22 protein-coding genes are annotated in these 18,786 nt (G+C 66.7%); 12 read left to right on the forward strand and 10 right to left on the reverse strand.

Going from position 1 to position 18,786, the window contains the following annotated elements; genetic code table 11:
• The 11 genes from ACO2SS_RS24235 to ACO2SS_RS24285 form a co-directional block, all read left to right on the forward strand.
• A partial coding sequence (locus ACO2SS_RS24235) for a tripartite tricarboxylate transporter permease (protein WP_423280421.1) occupies positions 1 to 1,203 on the forward strand: 1,203 nt, incomplete at its 5' end.
• Entirely contained in the window at positions 1,200 to 2,219 is a 1,020-nt protein-coding gene (locus ACO2SS_RS24240; protein WP_423280422.1) for a tripartite tricarboxylate transporter substrate binding protein, read from the forward strand. The genes ACO2SS_RS24235 and ACO2SS_RS24240, both read left to right, overlap by 4 nt.
• 11 nt (positions 2,220 to 2,230) lie before the next feature.
• Positions 2,231 to 2,983 carry a maleate cis-trans isomerase family protein gene (locus ACO2SS_RS24245; RefSeq protein WP_423280423.1) on the forward strand — a complete coding sequence of 251 codons (753 nt, stop codon included), beginning with the start codon at positions 2,231 to 2,233 and terminating at the stop codon, positions 2,981 to 2,983.
• A 2-nt stretch (positions 2,984 to 2,985) separates the two neighbouring features.
• Positions 2,986 to 3,456: a RidA family protein gene (locus ACO2SS_RS24250; protein ID WP_423280424.1), complete on the forward strand. Its 471-nt coding sequence runs from the start codon at positions 2,986 to 2,988 to the stop codon at positions 3,454 to 3,456.
• A 24-nt stretch (positions 3,457 to 3,480) separates the two neighbouring features.
• The gene (locus ACO2SS_RS24255; protein ID WP_423280425.1) at positions 3,481 to 4,365 is read left to right on the forward strand and encodes an isocitrate lyase/PEP mutase family protein; all 885 of its coding nucleotides are present in this window, start codon (positions 3,481 to 3,483) and stop codon (positions 4,363 to 4,365) included.
• Between the two features lie 11 nt (positions 4,366 to 4,376).
• Positions 4,377 to 5,792 carry a 3-isopropylmalate dehydratase large subunit gene (leuC, locus tag ACO2SS_RS24260; RefSeq protein WP_423280426.1) on the forward strand — a complete coding sequence of 472 codons (1,416 nt, stop codon included), beginning with the start codon at positions 4,377 to 4,379 and terminating at the stop codon, positions 5,790 to 5,792.
• A complete protein-coding gene (gene leuD / locus ACO2SS_RS24265; RefSeq protein ID WP_423280427.1) occupies positions 5,792 to 6,394 on the forward strand; it encodes a 3-isopropylmalate dehydratase small subunit in 603 nt (200 codons plus the stop codon). Before leuC ends, leuD begins: the two co-directional genes overlap by 1 nt.
• 93 nt (positions 6,395 to 6,487) lie before the next feature.
• Positions 6,488 to 7,462: an ABC transporter substrate-binding protein gene (locus ACO2SS_RS24270; RefSeq protein WP_423280428.1), complete on the forward strand. Its 975-nt coding sequence runs from the start codon at positions 6,488 to 6,490 to the stop codon at positions 7,460 to 7,462.
• A 5-nt stretch (positions 7,463 to 7,467) separates the two neighbouring features.
• The gene (locus ACO2SS_RS24275; protein ID WP_423280429.1) at positions 7,468 to 8,274 is read left to right on the forward strand and encodes an ABC transporter ATP-binding protein; all 807 of its coding nucleotides are present in this window, start codon (positions 7,468 to 7,470) and stop codon (positions 8,272 to 8,274) included.
• A complete protein-coding gene (locus ACO2SS_RS24280) occupies positions 8,271 to 9,023 on the forward strand; it encodes an ABC transporter permease (RefSeq protein WP_423280430.1) in 753 nt (250 codons plus the stop codon). The genes ACO2SS_RS24275 and ACO2SS_RS24280 overlap by 4 nt, the downstream gene beginning before the upstream one ends.
• Entirely contained in the window at positions 9,001 to 9,807 is an 807-nt protein-coding gene (locus ACO2SS_RS24285) for an ABC transporter permease (protein WP_423280431.1), read from the forward strand. Before ACO2SS_RS24280 ends, ACO2SS_RS24285 begins: the two co-directional genes overlap by 23 nt.
• A 54-nt stretch (positions 9,808 to 9,861) precedes the next feature.
• Here ACO2SS_RS24285 and ACO2SS_RS24290 read toward each other — a convergent pair whose 3' ends face one another.
• Positions 9,862 to 10,638 (reverse strand): SDR family oxidoreductase, encoded by a 777-nt coding sequence (locus tag ACO2SS_RS24290; protein ID WP_423280432.1) that lies wholly within the window; start codon positions 10,636 to 10,638, stop codon positions 9,862 to 9,864.
• Between the two features lie 113 nt (positions 10,639 to 10,751).
• Here ACO2SS_RS24290 and ACO2SS_RS24295 point away from each other — a divergent pair, with 113 nt between their 5' ends.
• Positions 10,752 to 11,084 carry a DHCW motif cupin fold protein gene (locus tag ACO2SS_RS24295; RefSeq protein WP_423280433.1) on the forward strand — a complete coding sequence of 111 codons (333 nt, stop codon included), beginning with the start codon at positions 10,752 to 10,754 and terminating at the stop codon, positions 11,082 to 11,084.
• A gap of 17 nt (positions 11,085 to 11,101) precedes the next feature.
• Here ACO2SS_RS24295 and ACO2SS_RS24300 read toward each other — a convergent pair whose 3' ends face one another.
• The 9 genes from ACO2SS_RS24300 to ACO2SS_RS24340 form a co-directional block, all read right to left on the reverse strand.
• On the reverse strand, positions 11,102 to 12,352 hold the full coding sequence (locus ACO2SS_RS24300; RefSeq protein WP_423280434.1) for an SLC13 family permease: 1,251 nt from the start codon (positions 12,350 to 12,352) through the stop codon (positions 11,102 to 11,104).
• 80 nt (positions 12,353 to 12,432) lie between these two features.
• Positions 12,433 to 13,671, reverse strand: a complete 1,239-nt coding sequence (locus ACO2SS_RS24305; protein WP_423280435.1) for an ammonium transporter — start codon at positions 13,669 to 13,671, stop codon at positions 12,433 to 12,435.
• 150 nt (positions 13,672 to 13,821) lie between these two features.
• On the reverse strand, positions 13,822 to 14,838 hold the full coding sequence (gene yut, locus ACO2SS_RS24310; protein WP_423280436.1) for an urea transporter: 1,017 nt from the start codon (positions 14,836 to 14,838) through the stop codon (positions 13,822 to 13,824).
• A gap of 16 nt (positions 14,839 to 14,854) precedes the next feature.
• Positions 14,855 to 15,790, reverse strand: a complete 936-nt coding sequence (locus ACO2SS_RS24315) for an urease accessory protein UreD (protein WP_423280437.1) — start codon at positions 15,788 to 15,790, stop codon at positions 14,855 to 14,857.
• 4 nt (positions 15,791 to 15,794) lie between these two features.
• Positions 15,795 to 16,442 carry an urease accessory protein UreG gene (gene ureG, locus ACO2SS_RS24320; RefSeq protein WP_423280438.1) on the reverse strand — a complete coding sequence of 216 codons (648 nt, stop codon included), beginning with the start codon at positions 16,440 to 16,442 and terminating at the stop codon, positions 15,795 to 15,797.
• A 26-nt stretch (positions 16,443 to 16,468) separates the two neighbouring features.
• Positions 16,469 to 17,149, reverse strand: a complete 681-nt coding sequence (locus tag ACO2SS_RS24325; protein ID WP_423280505.1) for an urease accessory protein UreF — start codon at positions 17,147 to 17,149, stop codon at positions 16,469 to 16,471.
• Between the two features lie 56 nt (positions 17,150 to 17,205).
• Positions 17,206 to 17,919 carry an urease accessory protein UreE gene (gene ureE, locus ACO2SS_RS24330; RefSeq protein WP_423280439.1) on the reverse strand — a complete coding sequence of 238 codons (714 nt, stop codon included), beginning with the start codon at positions 17,917 to 17,919 and terminating at the stop codon, positions 17,206 to 17,208.
• 27 nt (positions 17,920 to 17,946) lie between these two features.
• The gene (gene crcB / locus ACO2SS_RS24335; protein ID WP_423280440.1) at positions 17,947 to 18,330 is read right to left on the reverse strand and encodes a fluoride efflux transporter CrcB; all 384 of its coding nucleotides are present in this window, start codon (positions 18,328 to 18,330) and stop codon (positions 17,947 to 17,949) included.
• 9 nt (positions 18,331 to 18,339) lie between these two features.
• Positions 18,340 to 18,723, reverse strand: coding sequence for a fluoride efflux transporter FluC (locus ACO2SS_RS24340; RefSeq protein WP_423280506.1), 384 nt, complete (start codon positions 18,721 to 18,723; stop codon positions 18,340 to 18,342).
• Positions 18,724 to 18,786: the final 63 nt, after the last annotated feature.

Genomic DNA, 18,786 nt, shown 5'->3' on the forward strand with positions numbered 1-18,786 from the left:
GAGATGGCCCAGCGGGGCCGGGCGGGCGCGGCGCTCGGCATGGCCGCCCTGGGTTCCTTCATTGCCGGAACGCTGAGCCTCGTCCTCCTGACGTTCTTCTCGCCCATGCTGAGCGAGGTTGCCCTGAGCTTCGGGCCGCCTGAGAACGCCGCGCTCATGCTGCTCGGCCTCGTCTGCACGATTCTCCTGATCGAGGGCTCGGCCCTGAAGGGCCTCATCATGATCGGCTTCGGGGCCTTCCTGGCCTCGATCGGCATGGACAACGTGACCGGCACCGAGCGCTTCACGCTCGGCACCGTGAACCTCACGGGCGGCATCGATCTCCTGGCGCTCGTGATCGGCCTCTTCGGCATTTCGGAGATCCTGGCCAACGTCGAGACCCAGATCCGTGCGCAGGTCGTCAAGGCGAAGATCGGCACTCTCCTGCCGTCGCTCGACGAATGGCGCCGTTCGGCGGTGCCGATCCTGCGCGGGAGCGGGCTCGGCTTCATCCTGGGCCTTATCCCGGGTGGGGGGCCGGTCACGGCGGCCTTCATGTCCTACGCGGTCGAGAAGCGGCTCTCGCGGCATCCGGAGCGCTTCGGCAAGGGTGAGATCGCCGGTGTGGCGGGGCCGGAATCGGCGAACAACTCCGCCGTCGCGGCCGGCATGATCCCCCTGATGTCCCTCGGGCTGCCCGGCAACGCCGTCACCGCGCTGCTGATGGGCGCCCTCGTGATCCAGGGCGTCCAGCCGGGCCCGATGTTCATCGTGCAGAAGCCGGAAGTGTTCTGGGGCGTCGTTGCCAGCATGTACATGGGCAACGTCTTCCTGCTGATCCTCAACCTGCCGCTGATCGGGTTGTGGGTGCAGCTCCTGCGCGTGCCCTACCACGTGCTGTTCCCGCTCATCCTGCTGTTCTCGATCGTCGGCGCCTATTCGGCGAACAAGAACGTCTTCGACCTCTGGGTCATGCTGGGCCTCGGCGTTCTCGGCTACGTGCTGCGCAAGCTGCGCTACGAACTCGCGCCGCTCGTCCTCGCCTTCGTGCTCGCGCCGATGCTCGAACAGGCGATCCGCCAGTCGATGGTCATGTCGCCGGAGGGCGCAGCCATCTTCGTCACCCGCCCATTGTCGCTCGGGCTGCTCGGCCTTGTGGCGGCCCTGGTCGGTTACGTCCTGTTCAGCCGAAGAAGAATCCAGTTTCAGGGAGGGGAAATATGAGTTTCACCCGTCGCACCGCCGTTGCGCTTGGCCTGCTCGCTGCCGCAGTCGCACCGAGCTGGGCTCAATCCGCCGATCCGAAGGCCGAGATCGCCAAGGCCAAGCCCAAGGACTTCCCGACGCAGCCGATCGAGCTCACGGTCGTCTACCCGGCCGGCGGCGGCATGGACATCAATGCGCGCCTGGTCGCCCGCTTCATGGAGAAGTGGAGCGGCGACCGCGTCATCGTGAACAACCGGACGGGAGGCGCCGGCCTGATCGGCCATTCCTGGCTCGCCATGCAGGCCCCGAAGGACGGCTATAGCGTCGGGATCATCGCCAGCCTGATCTTCTCCGACTCGATGCTCCGCGCGAACAAGCGCTGGAGCCACACGGACATGGAGCCGCTCACGTTCCTCAACAACGAGGGCCTGAACCTCGTCGTGAACGCGGACGGCCCCTACAAGGACAAGAGCTTCAAGGACATCCTGGCGGCCGCCAAGGAGAAGCCCGGCACGGTCCGCTTCGGCACGGTGCCGGGGTCCATGTACGACTACATGATCGACCAGCTCGAGAGCGAGACGGGCGCCAAGTTCCTGCGCGTCCCGTTCCAGGGCGGTGCGCCGGGAATCGCGGCGCTCCTCGGCAACAACATCGATGTGGGGATCGGCTTCTGGGGTGAGGTCTCGAGCTACCTCGAGGCGAAGAAGCTGAAGCCCGTCGCCGTCTCCAGCATGGACCGTTCCCCGTTCCTTCCCGACGCGCCGACGCTGGGCGAGGTGCTGGGCAACAAGGACGTCGTCTGGATGGCGACCCGATGGGCGGCCGTGCCGGCGGGTGTCCCGGCCGACAGGAAAGCCTACCTGGTTGCCGTCCTGAACGCGGCAGCGGCGGATCCGGAGCTCCAGGAGGAGTTCAAGAAGCTCGGCGCCATTCCGGACCCCTCGATCGACACGCCTGAGAAGCTGGCCGAGCGGGTGAACCGGCTCGCCGAGCTCGAGCGCGAGTTTTACGTCAAGACCGGCCGGCTGAAGTAAGGCCAGGCCCGATGACGGACGTCCTCGGCTGGCGCTGCACCTTCGGCGTGGTCACGCCGTCGACCAACACGGTGGTGCAGCCGGAATACGAGGACATGCGGCCGGCTGGCGTGACGAACCACGTCGCCCGCATGCACATCCCGGACGATCCGATCGGGAGCGACGGGGATTTCGACGAGCTGATCCGGCGGATCGACGTTGCGCTCGAGGCGGCGCTCGAGCGCGTGATGACGGCGAAGCCCGACCACATCGTGCTCGGGATCTCTGCAGAGAGCATCTGGGGCGGCGGTCTCGCCGCCGCCGAAGCCATCAAGGCGCGCGTCGACCGGCTGACTGGAGGACTTCCCTTCACGCAAGCCGCGGATGCGCTCCCGGCGGCCCTGCGGGCCTTCGGCGTCCGCGGGCCGATCGGGATCGTGACGCCCTACTACCCGGTCGCCGAGAAGCATCTCGTGCGCTTCGCGGAGGAGACCGGTTTCGCGGTGGCCGCCACGAAGCATCTCGCGCGGCCGAGCCCGGTCGAGATCGCCCGCACGCCTCTGGAGATGCTGCGGGACGCCCTCGTCGAGGTGAATACGCCCGAGGTGGAAGCCATCATCCAGTTCGGCGCGAACCTCCCCATGGGCCGCCTTGCGGCGGCCGCCGAGCTCTGGCTCGGCAAGCCCGTGATTGCGGTGAACACCGCCACCTATTGGCACGCCCTGCGGAGCCGCGGCATCCACGACCGGGTGCAGGGCTACGGCCGCCTTCTCCTGGAGCACTGAGCGTGAGCGCCGAACAACGTCTTCGCGAACTCGGGATCGAGCTTCCGCCTCCGTTCAAGGACGAGGCGAACCGGGTGCGCGCGCTCCGGTCCGGCTCGCATGTCTACATGAGCGGCCACGGCCCCCTCGGCCCGGGGAACGTGCCCTACGTGGCCGGCAAGCTCGGGCGGGAGCTGACGATCCCGCAGGGCCGGGAGGCGGCGCGGCTCACGGGGCTGTGCTGCCTCTCCACGCTTCGCACCTATCTCGGGACGCTCGACACCGTGACGCGGGTCGTCCGCGTGGTCGGGTTCATCAATTGCGCGCCGGGCTTCAACACGCCGTCCGACGTGCTGCATGGGTTCTCGGACCTGATGGTCGAGATCTTCGGCGAGAGCGGCCGCCATGTCCGCTCCGCCATCGGCGTGGCTGAGCTCTACGCCGACATTCCGATCGAGGTGGAAGCCTTGTTCGAGGTCGCGGACGAACGCTGAAAGTAATCAGGAAGGATGACAAGAATGAACGCTGCCGACACTCTTGCCGGGCGGCTGAAAAGCGGACCGATGGTCGTCGCTCCGGGCGCCTATGACTGCATCACGGCGCGCCTCGTCGCGCAGGCCGGGTTCGGGGCCGTGTACATGACGGGTGCCGGGACGGCCGCGACGCTGGGCTTCCCCGATTACGGCCTCGTCAGCATGAACGAGATGACGGACAATGCCGGCCGGATCGCCGACGCGGTTGGCGGGATTCCGGTCATCGCGGATGCCGACACGGCGTTCGGCAACGAGCTCAACGCCACCCGGACGGTGCGCGAGTACGAGAAGAACGGCGTCGCCGCGATCCATATCGAGGACCAGGAGTTCCCCAAGCGCTGCGGCCACCTCGACAACAAGGTGATCATCCCGCTCGAGGACTACGTCGCGAAGATCCGGGCGGCCGTCGCCGCCAGGCAGAACCCGAACTTCACCATCATCGCCCGGACCGATTCCCGCGCCGGCATGGGCCTCGACGAGGCCGTTCGCCGCTGCAACGCGGCGCTCGAGGCCGGCGCCGGCATGGCGTTCCTGGAGGCGCCGCAATCGGTGGAGGAGATCGCGGCCATCCCCAAGCTCGTGAAGGGGCCCTGCCTCCTGAACCTCGCCTGGGCCGGGAAGACGCCCCAGGTCGATCTCGCCGAGGCCGATCGCATGGGCTACCGCCTGGCCATCCTGCCCGGCATCCTGATGGCCGCCGTGATCAGCCGCTGCGACGAGGTCCTGGCCGACCTGCGGGAGAGCGGCCGGCACCCGCAGCTCGACGCCAAGATGTCGCCGGGCGAGATGTTCCGCCGGATGGGCTCCGCGGATTGGGATCCGCTGCGCGATCAGTTCCGCACGCCCACGCCTCGCGCCGCGGCCGAGTGAGGAACGGCCGCATGGGCACGCCCAGGACACTCTTCGACAAGATCTGGTCCTCGCACGTCATCCTCGAGCGCGAGGATGGCTCGACGCTCCTGCATGTCGACCGGCACCTGATCCACGACATCGCCGGGATCATCATCTCGGAGCTCGCGGAGCGCGGCCTGCCGGTTCGGCACCCCGACCGCACCTTCGCGGTTCCCGATCACTACACGCCGACGCGCGGGCGCTCCGGGCCCGACCCGCTCGCCGGATCGCCGCATGCCGGGCATATCCGCACGCTCGAGAGCGAGGCGCGGCGCACCGGCATGACGCTCTTCGCGCTGGACGATGTCCGTCAGGGGATCGTGCACGTGATCGGGCCGGAGCAGGGCATCACCCAGCCCGGCACCATCCTGGTCTGCGGCGACAGCCACACGGCGACACATGGCGCGCTCGGAGCGCTGGCCTTCGGCATCGGCGCCTCCGAGATCGCGCACGTGCTCGCGACCCAGGCGCTCTGGCAGAAGAAGCCGAAGACCATGCGGGTCACCATCGACGGCACGCTCGCGCCGGGCGTCCAGTCGAAGGACGTCATCCTCGCGCTCATCGGCAAGATCGGGGCCGCGGGCGGCACCGGCTATGTGATCGAATATGCGGGCTCCCTCATTCGCAGCCTGTCGGTCGAGGCGCGTCTCACGATCTGCAACATGTCGATCGAGGCCGGCGCGCGCGCCGGCATGATCAGCCCGGACGAGACGACCCTCTCGTATCTCCAGGGGCGGCCCTTCGCGCCCAAGGAACATGAGTGGGACGCGGCCCTGGCGCATTGGCGTACGCTGCCGACCGAGGAAGGCGCCCGCTTCGACCGCGAGGTGACGCTCGACGCCTCCGCCATCGCCCCCATGGTGACGTGGGGGACGAGCCCGGAGGCCGCGTTGCCGATCACCGACCGCGTGCCGGACCCGAGCGAGGTTCCCGACCGCGAACGCCGCGCCAACATGGTCCACGCGCTGGATTACATGGGGCTGACGCCGGGCACGCCGCTGGACGGGATCACGATCGACCGCGTCTTCATCGGCTCTTGCACCAACAGCCGCATCGAGGATCTTCGGGAGGCGGCGCGGGTCGTCGACGGCCGCAAATCCGTCGTTCCCGCGATGGTCGTGCCCGGATCGGGCCTGGTGAAGGCACAGGCAGAGGCCGAGGGCCTCGACGTCATCTTCAAGAAGGCGGGCTTCGAATGGCGGGACGCAGGTTGCTCGATGTGCGTGGCCATCAACGGCGACGTGGCGGCCCCGGGAGAACGCTGCGCGTCTACCTCAAACCGAAACTTCGTCGGCCGGCAGGGGAAGGGGGCGCGGACGCACCTCGTGAGCCCGCCAATGGCGGCTGCCGCGGCCGTGACGGGACGACTGACCGATGTTCGCCGGCTCATGGAGGGCCACGCCTGATGGAGCCCTTCCGTACGCTCGACGCCGTTGCGGCGCCGCTACCCGCGGCCAACGTGGACACCGATCAGATCCTGCCGGCTCGCTTCCTCTTCAAGGCGCGCAAGGAGGGCTTCGCCGAGGAGCTCTTCGGCGACTTGCGCGAGGCAGCGCGGGCCGGAGGCGATGCGTTCCTCCTCGACCGGCCGGAATACCAGGAGGCCAGGATCCTGGTCGCGGACCGGAACTTCGGCTGCGGCTCCTCCCGCGAGCACGCGGTCTGGGCCCTCTGGGACGCCGGGATCAGGACGGTTCTGGCGCCGAGCTTCGGCGACATCTTCTTCAACAACTCGCTGAAGAACGGCCTCCTGCCGGTGGTGCTCTCCGAGGCGCGCATCGGCGAACTCCTCGATCACCTGCGCGAGCATCCCGGGAGCCGGATCGTGGTCGACCTCGCGGCGCAGACCGTCACGGGGCCGGACGGGCGCGTCGACAGTTTCGACATCGCGCCGCTCCCGAAGGAATGCCTGCTGGAAGGGCTGGACGACATCGAACTGACCCTCCGCTATCGCGACAGGATGGACACGTTCGAGAAGGAGCACGAGCGCCGGCTTCCCTGGCTGTGACCGGGATTTGAGGCTGCCGGGGTTGCCGTTCGCGGCCCCGGCATGGAACTAGGACCAAGGGGCGCCGGAAGCGCTCCACAGAGGGAGAGTAGAATGCGCAAATGGGCTATGGCGGCAGCATTCGCTGTCGCAACCGCCACGGGCTCGCAGGCGGTGGACCTGAACGTCGCCCATTTCGGGACCGGCATGTATGGCGTTCCCTACGCGGTGGCCAAGGAGAAGGGCTACTTCAAGGAGGCCGGGCTCGATGTGACGGGCTTCCTGACCTCGGCGGGCGGCGGCACGACCGTGCGCAACACGCTCGCCTCCGAACTTCCCTATGGCGAGGTCGCCCTTCCGGCCGTGATCGCGGCCGCGCAGCAGGGCATCGAGATGACGATCGTGCATGGCGGCGTCCTGAGCGTGTCCGACCAGGTCTGGGTGACGCGCAAGGACGACGAGCGGATCAAGACGGTGCAGGACCTGAAGGGCAAGAAGCTCGGCTATTCCAGCCCGAAATCCGTGACCGACATGATCACCTCGATGATGCTCGAGGACAACAAGCTCACGGGCCAGGTGGAGCGTCGGCCGGTCGGCGGCGTCGGCGCCGGCGTTGCGGCGCTCCGCGAGGGCGGGGTCGACATGATCTACATCACCCAGCCGGTCTGGGCGAAGGAGAAGGAGAACTTCCGCCAGGTCTTCAACTCGACCGATTGGGCGCCGCGCGTGACGCAGACCGTGGGCGTCGTCAGGACCGACTTCCTCAAGAAGAACCCCGACCTCATCCGCAAGCTCATCGTCGCCCGTCGCAAGGGCGTCGAGTTCGTCAAGCAGAACCCGGCGGAAGCCGCCACCATCATGGCTAAGGAGTACAAGATCCCCCTCGAGCACGCGAAGGCCGCGATCCAGGACATCCTGGCCACGAAGGGCGATTACTGGAGCCTCGGCGGCTTCGATTACGAAGGCATGGACGTCATGCTCCGCGGCCTGCAGCTCGTGAAGGCCGTCGAGCCCGGTCCGTTCGATTGGAGCAAGTATGTCGACGAAAGCTATCTTCCCGACGACCTGAAGCGGAAGCCGAAGTCCTGACGATCGTGACCTCAAACTTTTCCATCCAGGCAAGTCTCTCCGGCGTCACACGGGTCTACCCGGCCGGAGGGACCGGTAAACCGGTTCACGCGCTCGGGCCGATCGATCTCGATCTCAGGGCCGGCGAGTTCTTCTCCGTGGTCGGACCGTCCGGCTGCGGGAAGTCGACGCTGCTCGACGTGCTGGCGGGGCTCGCCCCGCCATCCGCCGGCAGCGTCACCTTCGAGGGCAAGCCCGTGCGCGGCCAGGTGCCGGACGGGATCGGCGTCGTGTTCCAGGAGGATGCGAGCTTCCCCTGGCTGACGGCCTACGACAACGCGGCCTTCGCGGCGCGTCAGGCGGGCCTGCCTGAGAACGAGGTTCGGGCCCGCGTGGAGCATACGCTGTCCTTCATGGGCCTGATGCCATTCGCGCAGGCCTATCCGGCCCAGCTCTCCGGCGGCATGCGCCAGCGCGTCTGCATCGCCCGCACGCTCGTGACCCGGCCACGGCTGATCCTGCTGGACGAGCCATTCGGCGCGCTCGACCAGCAGACCCGGCTCCTGATGGGGGACGAACTGCTCGCCCTCTGGCGCGACACCAACGCGACCATCCTTCTGATCACCCACTCGCTCGACGAGGCCGCGCTCCTCTCGGACCGGATCGGCGTGATGTCCGCGCGGCCCGGCATCTTCATCGATCTCGTCGAGACCGGATGGCCGCGCGATCGCGACAGCCGCATCGTGTCCCACCCGGAATTCGGCCAGCTCACCGGCCGCATCTGGGCCGGCCTGCGCGAGCAGTCGATGCGCGCGCTGGCGAGTGCTCGATGACCCGCGCCGGAATCATTCGGCTCGGCGTCCTTGTCGGCGCCGTCGCCGTGCTCGAGGCTGCCTGCCGGGCCGGATATGTCAGGCGGCAGGCCGTCATCGCGCCAAGCGAGATGGTGCGCGGCGCTTGGCGCGTGCTGGGAACACAGGAGGCGCGCGGCCACATCGTGGAGACGCTCACGACGGTCTCGCTGGCCTTTGCCCTGTCCGTCATCGGAGGGTTCGCGATTGGGGGCCTGCTTCATCGCCTGCCCCGGTTCCGGCGGGCGGTCGATCCGCTGCTGGCGAGCTACTACGCGGTTCCGACCTTCGTGTTCTATCCGGTCTTCATCGTGCTGTTCGGCCTCAATCGCTGGCCGCTCGTGGCGATCGGCTTCCTGTTCGCGGTAGTGGCGGTGGCGATCAACACCCTGGACGGGCTCGACCGGCTGCCGCGCGTCTTCATGCGCACGGCCCGGGTCTTGCGCATGAGCCCGACGCAGACGCTGTTCAGGATTACCATCCCGGCCATCGCGCCATGGCTGTTCACGGCCATCAAGTTCGCGGTCGCCTATTCGTTCATCGGCGTGATCGCCGGCGAATTCGTCCAGGCTGGCTCGGGGATCGGGTTCGCGATCGCCTTCGCGTACAATTCCTTCGACAATCTCACGATGTACGGCCTGATGCTGCTCCTGTTCGCGTTCGTCTGCACGCTGAACATGGGCCTCTGGACCTGGGAGCAGAAGCTCTATGCGCGCCGCGGCGGACGTTGACGTTCCACTCCCGGCCGCCTCGCCCGCGAAACGCAGGGCGAGCCGCCTGGGAGACACTGCCCTCGTGCTGCTGGGCGTCCTGGCCCTGTGGCAGCTCGGAAGCTGGGGCGTGGGCCCGGCTATCCTCCCGGCCCCCGGCGCCACGGTCACGAAGCTCTGGGCGATCATGTCCTCGTCCGACTTCGGCGGCCACGCCTGGGAGACGGGGCGAGCCTTCCTGTCGGCGCTGGCCATCGCGTCCGTGGCGGGCCTTGCGATCGGCCTGATCCTCGGCGCCCACCGCCTCTCGGCGGAGGTCGCGGAGCCGATCCTCGTCGCCGTCTACGCGATCCCGAAGATCACGCTGTACCCGATCATCCTTCTGCTGTTCGGCCTCGGCCTCTCGGCGAAGATCGCATTCGGCGTGATCCATGGCGTCGTGCCAATCGCGGTGTTCACCATGGCGGCCGTGCGCAACATCCGGCCCGTGTATTTCCGCGCTGCCCGGGCCATGCACCTCACGCCCCTGCAGACGGCGAGGCAAATCATGCTGCCGGCCGCGCTGCCCGGCATCGTGTCGGGCCTCAGGATCGGGTTCGCCCTCACCCTGCTCGGGACGCTCATCGGCGAGATGTTCGCCTCCCAGCGGGGCATCGGCTACATGCTGGTGAAGGCCATGGAGACGAACGACGTCTCCACCGTGCTCGCTCTGGCGCTTCTCCTGATCGTCATCGCAACGCTGGTGTCGGGCGCGCTGCTGTCCCTCAACCAGAGGCTCGATCGGGCCGCCTCGCCCGGCCACTGAAGGGCTTCCCGCTACTGGGGCGGAGACGCGCACGCGGCGCGCCTCCGCTCGGGCTCACACGATCGTCGGGCTCTGCGCGCCGTCCATCGTGACGTTCACGCCCGTCAGATAGCCGGCCCGGTCCGACGCGAGGAACGCGACGAAGTCCGCGATCTCCTCGGGCTTGGCCATGCGGCCCATCGGGATGCGGGCGACACCCTGCTTTAGGGCTTCCTCGACGCTGATCCCCTTCGTGGCCGCATCCGCCTCCATGCCGCCGGCAACGCGCTCGGTATCGGTCAGGCCGGGATTGATCCCGACCGCCCGGATGCCCGCCTCCGCGTAGGCCGTCGCAAGGCCCGCAGTGGCCAGCATCAGAGCGGCATTGGCCGAGCCGCCGGGAAGGTGGATCGGCGAGGCCACCTTTCCGCCATTGCCGATGATGTTCACCACGACGCCCCGGCGCCGTGCCGCCATGCGCTTGATCAGCGGGTCGATCACGTTGATGTAGGAGAAGAACTTCGCATCCATGGCGGCGCGCCAGCTCTCCGGCGTGAGCTGGTCCGGCGGCGTTCTCCGCGCCGCGCCCGCGCTGTTGACCAGGATGTCGATGTCGCCCAGCTCTGCCTGGACACGATCGACCAGGGAGGCCGCCTCGGCCGCACTCGTCAGGTCGGCGCAGAAGCCCCTCGCGTCTCCGAGGGTCGAGCAAGCCCGGTCCACGTTCTCCTTCGACCGCGACACGATTGCGACCCGGCAACCCTCCGCCAGCAGCGCCTTTGCGCAGGCGAACCCGATGCCTTTCGACCCTCCCGTGACGAGGGCCGTCCTTCCTTCCAGTCCCAGTTGCACCTGCTTCCTCCTGTTCGATCCGCGGCCGCCCATCGAAGCGGGCGCCATTGAACCTGCTGTTTATCGACGATAGCGGGGAACGTCCCCTGAAGAATCTCCGACGGATCGCCGCGATGAAGATACCTCCGGTCCCATTCTCCGTTACCGACTGGAGTTCCGTTCCGGTGACGGTCCATGCCGGAGAGACCGGCCAGGCGCTATGGCGCACCATCGAGGAGGGGGACCTCCGGATCCGCATGGTTGAATATTCGCCAGGCTATCTGGCGGATCACTGGTGCGACCGGGGCCATGTTCTCTTCGTCCTCGAAGGCGAGCTCGAGACCGAGTTGCGGGACGGGCGACGTTTCACGCTTGGTCCGGGCATGAGCTATCGTGTCTCGGATTTCGGCGATGCCGCGCATCGTTCGTCGACGCGGACCGGCGCGAAGCTGTTCGTGGTGGACTGAGTCCGCTCAGGCCTGCGCTACCGGGTGAGGTAGACGATCCAGGCTGCGGCCATGAGCAGGCTCACGATCGAGGTCGGCACACCGGCGCGGGCGAATTCGGCAAAGCCGAGCGTGATCCCGCGCTTGCGGCACTCTTCGGCCGCGATGATGCCGACGAGGCTTCCAAAGATCACGGCGCTCGAGGACAGGGCCGTGCCGAGCGCGATCGCCGCCGCGATCGCCTCGGGCTGGCCCGTACCCCCGATGAAGGGCACGACCAGCATGACGGCCGGGTTGTTGCCGACGATGTTGCTCAGGACCGCCATGATGGCCAACATCGAGAGCGGATCCTCGAGGTTCAAGCCGATCCCGCGAAGGCTGGTCAGCAGGTGCTGCGGCAGTCCGGTCGCCGTGACGGTCGCGTTGACCACGAACAGGCCGAACAGCAGCAGCAGCAGATCCCCGTCGACGTGGTGGAGAAGATTGCTGGAGGAGTAGCGGCGGCTCACCAGCAGGACGCTCGCGCCCGCCAGCGCGATCAGCACGTGGGACCAATCGGTGAGCACGAAGGCGCCCACCACCCCCATCGCGACGAGGGAAGTCTTGATCGTCTCGCCGACGTTGAAAGTGGCCGGCGGCGCGGCGGGCGGGGCTTCGGCGTCGCCGGGTGCAGTCGGGGGCGAGGACAGCTTCCAGCGGCCCCTATAGGTGAGGGTCAGCACGATCCAGATCACGGGCAGGCCGAGGAGGGCCGGCAGGGCGGCAGCCCGCATGAAACCGAGGAAGGACAGGTTGAGCGTCTCCCCGATGATCATGTTCTGCGGGCTGCCGATCAGCGTGGCCGCGGACGCAAAGTTGGCCGAGAAGCAGAACCCGAGAAGGAAGGGGAGGGGATTGAGGCGGCGCTCGAGGCAGATCGTGCAGAAGATCGGCGTCATGGCCACGGCGACGACGTCCTTGTTCATCAGGGCGGCCATGCCGCCGGACACGACGATCAGGATGGCGAGCAAACCCTTGGGCCCGACATCGAGGCTGCCGACCTTCTGTGCGACCCAATGGTAGAAGCCGGCGATCATGAAGCCGGCCGACACGACCATCAGGCCGAACAGCAATCCTATCGTGCGGTAATCGACGGCGTTCCAGGCTGCTTCCGGCGAGATACGCCCCGCCGCGATGAGGATCATGGCTCCAACCAGGGCCGACCCCGTCCTGTCCAGGCGCAGTCCCGGCACATGCCCGGCCGCCATTGCGACATAGACGAGGACGAAGATCGCTAGGCTGAAATCCATGACCGTCGCGCTCGGGCGGACGACGCACGGCGCCGCAGACGGGAAGCGGAAGCCGGGTGCGGGCCGGCTCCCTGGTGGGTCTACTTGGGAATGGTGCGGTCCATGTCCCACAGGTTGAAGGCGCGCTCGCCGTACATCGTGTCGAGGCCACGCTCCTGCACCTCTTCCGGCACCCTCAGGATGCCCAGGCTGTCCAGCACCTTCAGGATGATGAAGGTGATGATCGCCGCGTAGGCTCCGACGATGACGACGGCCAGAAGCTGGACCCCCAACTGCCCAACACTCGCCTCGACCTTGTTGATGTGCGAGCTCGCCATGAAGCCGATGAGGATTGCGCCCGTCATCCCGCCCACGCCGTGGGCGCGCCAGACCTCGAGCGTGTCGTCGACGTTGAGCCACCTCTGGACATACTTGGCGTAGTAGCAGCAGGTCGCACCGATCGCGCCGATGGCGAGAGCGGCGCTGGGTTCCACGTAGCCGGAAGCCGGCGTGATGGTCGCCAGACCCGCAACCGCGCCGACGAGGACGCCGGAGAAGGACGGGCGCCTCGTCTCGAGCCATTCCCAGAACATCCACACGAGCATGGCGATGGCGCCGGCCAGCATCGTGTTCGCAAACGCATAGGCGGCCAGCGCATCGGCCGCATAGGCGCCGCCGGCATTGAAGCCGAACCAGCCGAACCACAGCAGGCCTGCGCCGAGAGCGACCAGCGGCAGGTCCACCGGCGCGGGTTCGGACATGCCCGCCGGCAGCTTGCGCTTGCCGAGATATGCCGCCGTCGCGAGCGCCGAGAAGCCCGCGGAGGTGTGGATGACGATGCCGCCGGCGAAGTCCACCACGCCCATCTTGGCGAGGAAGCCTCCGCCCCAGATCCAATGCGCGGCCGGCAGATAGACGATGCCGGTCCAGAAGGCGACGAAGAGCAGGTAGGCGCCGAAGCGGAAGCGCCCCACGAAGGCGCCGGTCATCAGGGCCGGCGTGATGATGGCGAACATCATCTGGTAGGCGAAGACCATGATGAAGGGGATGTTCGCCGCATAGGTGGGATTTGGACTGACCCCGACATGGTACATGCCGAAATAGGGAACGATGTCGCCGATCACTCCCCCGATATCCGGCCCGAAAGCGAGGCTGAAACCTCCGAACACCCAGATCAGGCCGACGACCCCGATGCAGACGAAATTCTGCATCATGATCGATAATACGTCGCGTTCCTGGACGAGTCCGCCGTAGAAGAGAGCGAGCGCGGGCGTCATCATCAACACCAGTGCCGTGCACATGAGGATGAAGGCAGTATCGCCTGAGTTGATGACGGGCATCGGATGCTCCTTTGTACGTGCCTCCGGAAGTCCGAAGGCACAGGGCGTTTCACCAGGATCTTCGTCGTTTCACCTTCAGTATGGAGGCGGTCGATCCGGCGACCCCGCAGCTTGGTGCGGAGAGGCCTTGAGGGAGCCGCCCAGGCGTTTTCAATGCGCGGCTCCGGCCGGGTGAGCGGGCGCCTCTCGGCCGTGCTCGATCAAGTGGCCGGATACCGGCGTGTGCGGATGGGGCGCCATCAGCTTCTTGGGCGCGATGAACAGGTACATGGTCAGGACGTAGGGGGCCGTGAAGGACGGTATGCCGCCCGGTGCCACCAGCACGTCGAGCGCTCCCTGGACGAAGACGGTCATGATCGTGGCGAGCACCGCATAGACGGCCACGCGAAAGGAGGGCTTCAGGAAGATGACGCCCACCGCCATTGCGGTGAGTACCGGGCTGAAGCCGTAGAGCCCCTGGCTCACGGGCGAAGGAGCGACCCCCATGCCGATGGCGACCACCATGGCGATCAGCGATCCGGCTACCGCGGCGATTCCAGCCGGGACCGAGGCGATGAAGATGCCGACCAGGATGATCACGCCGCTGATGGCCGGGCCAAGAAGATAGACCTGCCCGATATTGCGGAAGAAGATCTCCACGAGCTCCTGCGGCTGGGGGATGCTCGCCAAACCCTGAACATAGTCGCTGGCGAGTTTCGGCGTGTCGCCGGTCACCTGGAGGGTCCCGAACGAATAGGCCGCAGCGACCATCAGCCATCCGGTCAGCACGAACGGGCCGGTCGAGCCGGGAACACCCCACTTGCTGGTGAGGGTCGCCCCAAAGGCGGCCGTGACGACCGTGCTCACGGCAGCGCCGACGACCACGGAGACCCAGAGCTGGGGCGAGACAGCGATCAAGGTGGGAAGCGCCGCGCCGACCAGGACGCCGTTGAAGCCATAGAGACCGGACGCAACGGAGGGCTCGTCGCAGTTCAGAAGCTTCGCCGTGAGCGTCGCCACCAGCACGCCGACCGCCGCGCCGATCGTGGTCGCCCAGACGCCGCTGACATAGGATGCATACGCCATCGCGGCGAAGAAGATCACGCCCGTGAGCGCGTTCTCCATGAAGAAGACCTGGCTCGTTCCGCGGAGCGAGTGGACGACGAAGTTCCCGACCGGGTTCGCCATGGGACTGATCCTCCGCTCAACGCCAGTAATAGCCAGGAGGCAGAGTCCTGCTGCGGGCCTCCTCGCGCACGACGCGCCAGAAGCGCCGAACCTCACCCCGCACGTCGTAGCTTTCGATCCCGACTGCACGCAGCATCAGCCCGGCGCCATTCGGCAGGCGGCTCACGCCAGACAACGCGCGAGCGGCCTCGGGGGAAAAGTTCGTCTCAAACCGTTCCTTGATGCGCGCCGCGATTTCTGGAGGCGTTACGCAGATTATATTTGCGAACGCATCGAAGCCGCGCATCACGGCCGCGAAATCAATAGTTGGATCGCCCTTTTCGATGAGGATCTTCTCGGAGAACAGCTTGCGGCCGTCCGGACGGCGCACGGTCACGGTCGTCGAAAACATGTCGAGCCCGAACCGTTCCTCGGCGTGATGGTGCTTGCGGCCCGCGAGGACCATCTCCCCGTAGAGGAGGGTCGCGTCCTCTGCGACCACGATGTCCGTCTCGGAGATGAACCGTGAGTCGCGATACGGGATCGTGAAGTCCGGCAGATATTCGAGATAGGCTCCTGCCTGCAGTATCACCGTCTGGTGCTGTGAGGCGTAGTTCGCATCCATGCGATGGATACGGTTGGCGCTCTGCGTCGTGACGTGCGCGCAGGCGCCTTCGCCGATCGAAATGTCGATCTTGTAGCGATCGCCCTGCAGGATGCCTCCGCCGATCGAGATGATCGGGCAGACGGGCAGTTCGGGCATCGCCTCGTCCCAATAGAGCGCCTGCTGCACGAGAAGGGGGGCGACCCGGTAGAGGTCGTGAAGAACGGACCTGCCGTCGCGCATCGAGAAACCGAGGCGCAGCACGCCGACCTTGCCGGGAGCGGCCGCTCGCATCTGCAGCGGCTGGGTCTGAAAGCTGCGCAGTTCGCGCGCTTGATCCATGCGGCCAAGGCGCTCGTGCAGGGCCATGGCGTCAGGCACTCGCGGCAAGAGGGCGGGCGACCTTCGCGTCGAAGAGCGCCATGTCCAGAACGAGATCGACCAGTTGGTCGACGCCTTCGCCGGTCTTGCAGTTGGTGAAGAGGAACGGCTTCTTGCCCCGCATGAGGCGGGAGTCGCGGTCCATCACCTCCAGGCTCGCGCCGACATAGGGGGCGAGGTCCTTCTTGTTGATGACGAGAATATCCGACTGGCAGACCCCGGCGCCGTTCTTGCGCGGGATCTTGTCGCCGGCCGCGACGTCGATCACGTAGATGTAGAAGTCCGCGAGCGCCGGGCTGAAGGTCAGCGTGAGATTATCGCCGCCGGATTCGATCAGGATCACGTCGCTGTCGGGATACTTCGCCTCGAGTTCTTCGACGGCGGCAATGTTCATCGACGGATCCTCGCGCACCGCCGTGTGCGGGCAGGCGCCGGTTTCGACGCCGACGATCTTCTCCTCGATCAGAACGCCATTCAGCGTACGGCGCACCTGCTTGGCATCCTCCGTCGTCACAACGTCGTTGGTGATGATCAGCGGCTTGATGCCCAGCTCGATCAGCCGCGGCGTGATGGTCTCGATCACGGCGGTCTTGCCTGAGCCGACCGGGCCGCCGATGCCGATGCGCGTGATCTTCTTCATCCTGGGCTCCTTTGCCCTGGCGGCGCTCAATTCATGAACAGCCGGACATGGGTCGTGGTGTGATGAGCGACGAGAAGGTCGAAGACGGGCGCGAACGACGTCATCTCGTCGAGAGAGCGGTCGCACACCGAAAGGTAGTCGTCCTGAACGCGGTCCTGGGCGGTGAAGAGGATGCGCTGCGTATCGATATGATCGATCCGCATCAGCCTGAGGGCGGCGCTCAGGATCATGGAGGCGACGCCGTATTGGTGCATGACGAAGGCCTCGACCTTGTCCACGCCCATATGGGCGAGCACGATCGCCTGGGCGACGGGTAGGCAGCCGGGCGTCGATCCCGACGCGATGTCGCCAAGCCATCGCTCGAGCATCGCGGACGGGCTGATCTTCGAAGCCAATTCGCCGAGCTTCTTGCCGACACGCGTTAGCATGAGCTGCTGCTCTTCCCCGACGCGTCGGCAGAACAGCTCCCGGTCGGCCGTCACCACGGCCTCGTAGTCGTCGGCGAGGACGGCACGGTGGGCATGCAGGAGCGCGATGCCGTCCATCCGGGCACTCTGGCCGAGCACGAGTTCGACATATTGCAGCAGGCCGGCAGAGTCCTTGACGACCTGGGTCTGCAACGCCGATTCCAGCCCGTTCGAAAATGCGAAGGAGCCGATCGGCAGGGTCGAATCCGAGAATTGCAGCAGGCGGGCCAGATGAGCCATGCCGTGCGCGGCCGATTGTGGCGTCGGCTTAGTCAACTGCATCGTTGCACCCGTGGTCATCCATGGTGATGCCCATGCGTGTGCCCGTGGTCGTGATGGTGCGCGGGACCATGACGATGGCTGTGGTCGTGGCCATGCTCGTCGTCATGCGCATGGTCGTGGTCGTGCGGATGATCGTGGTGGTGGTCGTGGTCATGCCCGTGCGGAACGGCATGGTCGCCATGGTGGTGATGCGGGGTGGCGTCGGCGCCGGCGAAGAGCAGCCTGGCCTCCCTGGCGTCGAGCTTCGCGGCCACGTCCTCGCCCGGGACGAAACGGGTCGTCACATGCGCAAAGGCGTGGGTGCGCATGACGGAGGCCATCACCTTCTGGTCGACCGATAGCGGCACATAGACGGTCGAGCCCTTGATCACCGCCGGCCAGTGCTGGTTGCCGAGCCCATGGCCGAGCTCGAAGGCCGCGCGCAGGATCTCGTTCGGCGAGAGGCTTTCCAGACCCTCTAGCTCGATGACCAGCACCTCCTTGAGGGCGATCCGGGCAACCACGATGAGGTTCTGTGCGGGGTCGTAGTGGAGCACGTCGCCATCATGCAGGTGCTCGGAGCGGGGCAGCGAGATCGCCAGTTCGGTGCCGCCTTCGCTCGCCTTGCGCAGGCGGCTCTTCGGCGCCTCCCATTGCTCGAGCACGAGGGGGTCCACCGGCGCCTGCCGTGCGCGCTCCTGCCAGACCGGGTCGCTGAGATGACCGAGTTTGCCTTCGACCAGGATCATTCTCACGTCTCCGGACAGACCAGGTGCTCAGGTGCGCTGCGCGCGCTTCCCGAGTTGGAGGCCGAGCCAAACCGCCGTGAAGCCGACGATAAGGCTCGATACGCAGTAGAGGACGGCGAGGCCGATCTCGTTGGGTGAGACAGCTTCCGAATAGACGCCGAAGACGAAGCTGGAGAACGTCGACATTCCTCCCGCCAGCCCTGTGCCGACGAGGAGCATGAACTCGTCCGAGACATCGCCCCAGGAATGGAGCCCGCTCGCCAACCCGAGGAAGAACGAGGCGACGATGTTCGCCGTGAAGATGTCCAGCGGAAAGGATGCGCTCTGCTGCGGGATGAGCAGCATGAGGAATTCGCGGATGGCAGCGCCGAACCCGCCGCCGATGAAGACAAAGACGGCTTGCGCCCACATCGTGCCCCCCTAAACCCGCGCAACCGCCGCGCCCGCGGCGGCGGCCAGGAGGCCCACGACGACAGACGACACGAGATACACCAGGGCGAGCGCGTGCCGGTTCTGCATCGTCATCTGCGCCGCATCGAGCTGCATGGAGCTGAACGTCGTGTAGCCGCCCAGAAGTCCCGTCAGCACCAGCGACGACATCATGTCGCCGTAGCGTTGCTGCCAATGAATAGCGAAGGCGACGGACAGATACGCGATCACGAATGCGCCCGTGATGTTGATGATGAACGTCCCGAACTTGAAGTGCGACTGGATCCTTGCGTCGATGAGCTTGCCGATCTGCCATCGCAGCAGAGAGCCGATCCCGCCACCGATGCAGACCCACATGACGTCGATTGCTCTCATCATCCGTGCGTCGCTCGTGGGTCATGGCGACTGAAGAACCCGATCCGGCTGCACCGCGACTTC

This window comes from Enterovirga sp. CN4-39 (genome assembly GCF_049446235.1).
Lineage (GTDB): Bacteria > Pseudomonadota > Alphaproteobacteria > Rhizobiales > Beijerinckiaceae > Enterovirga.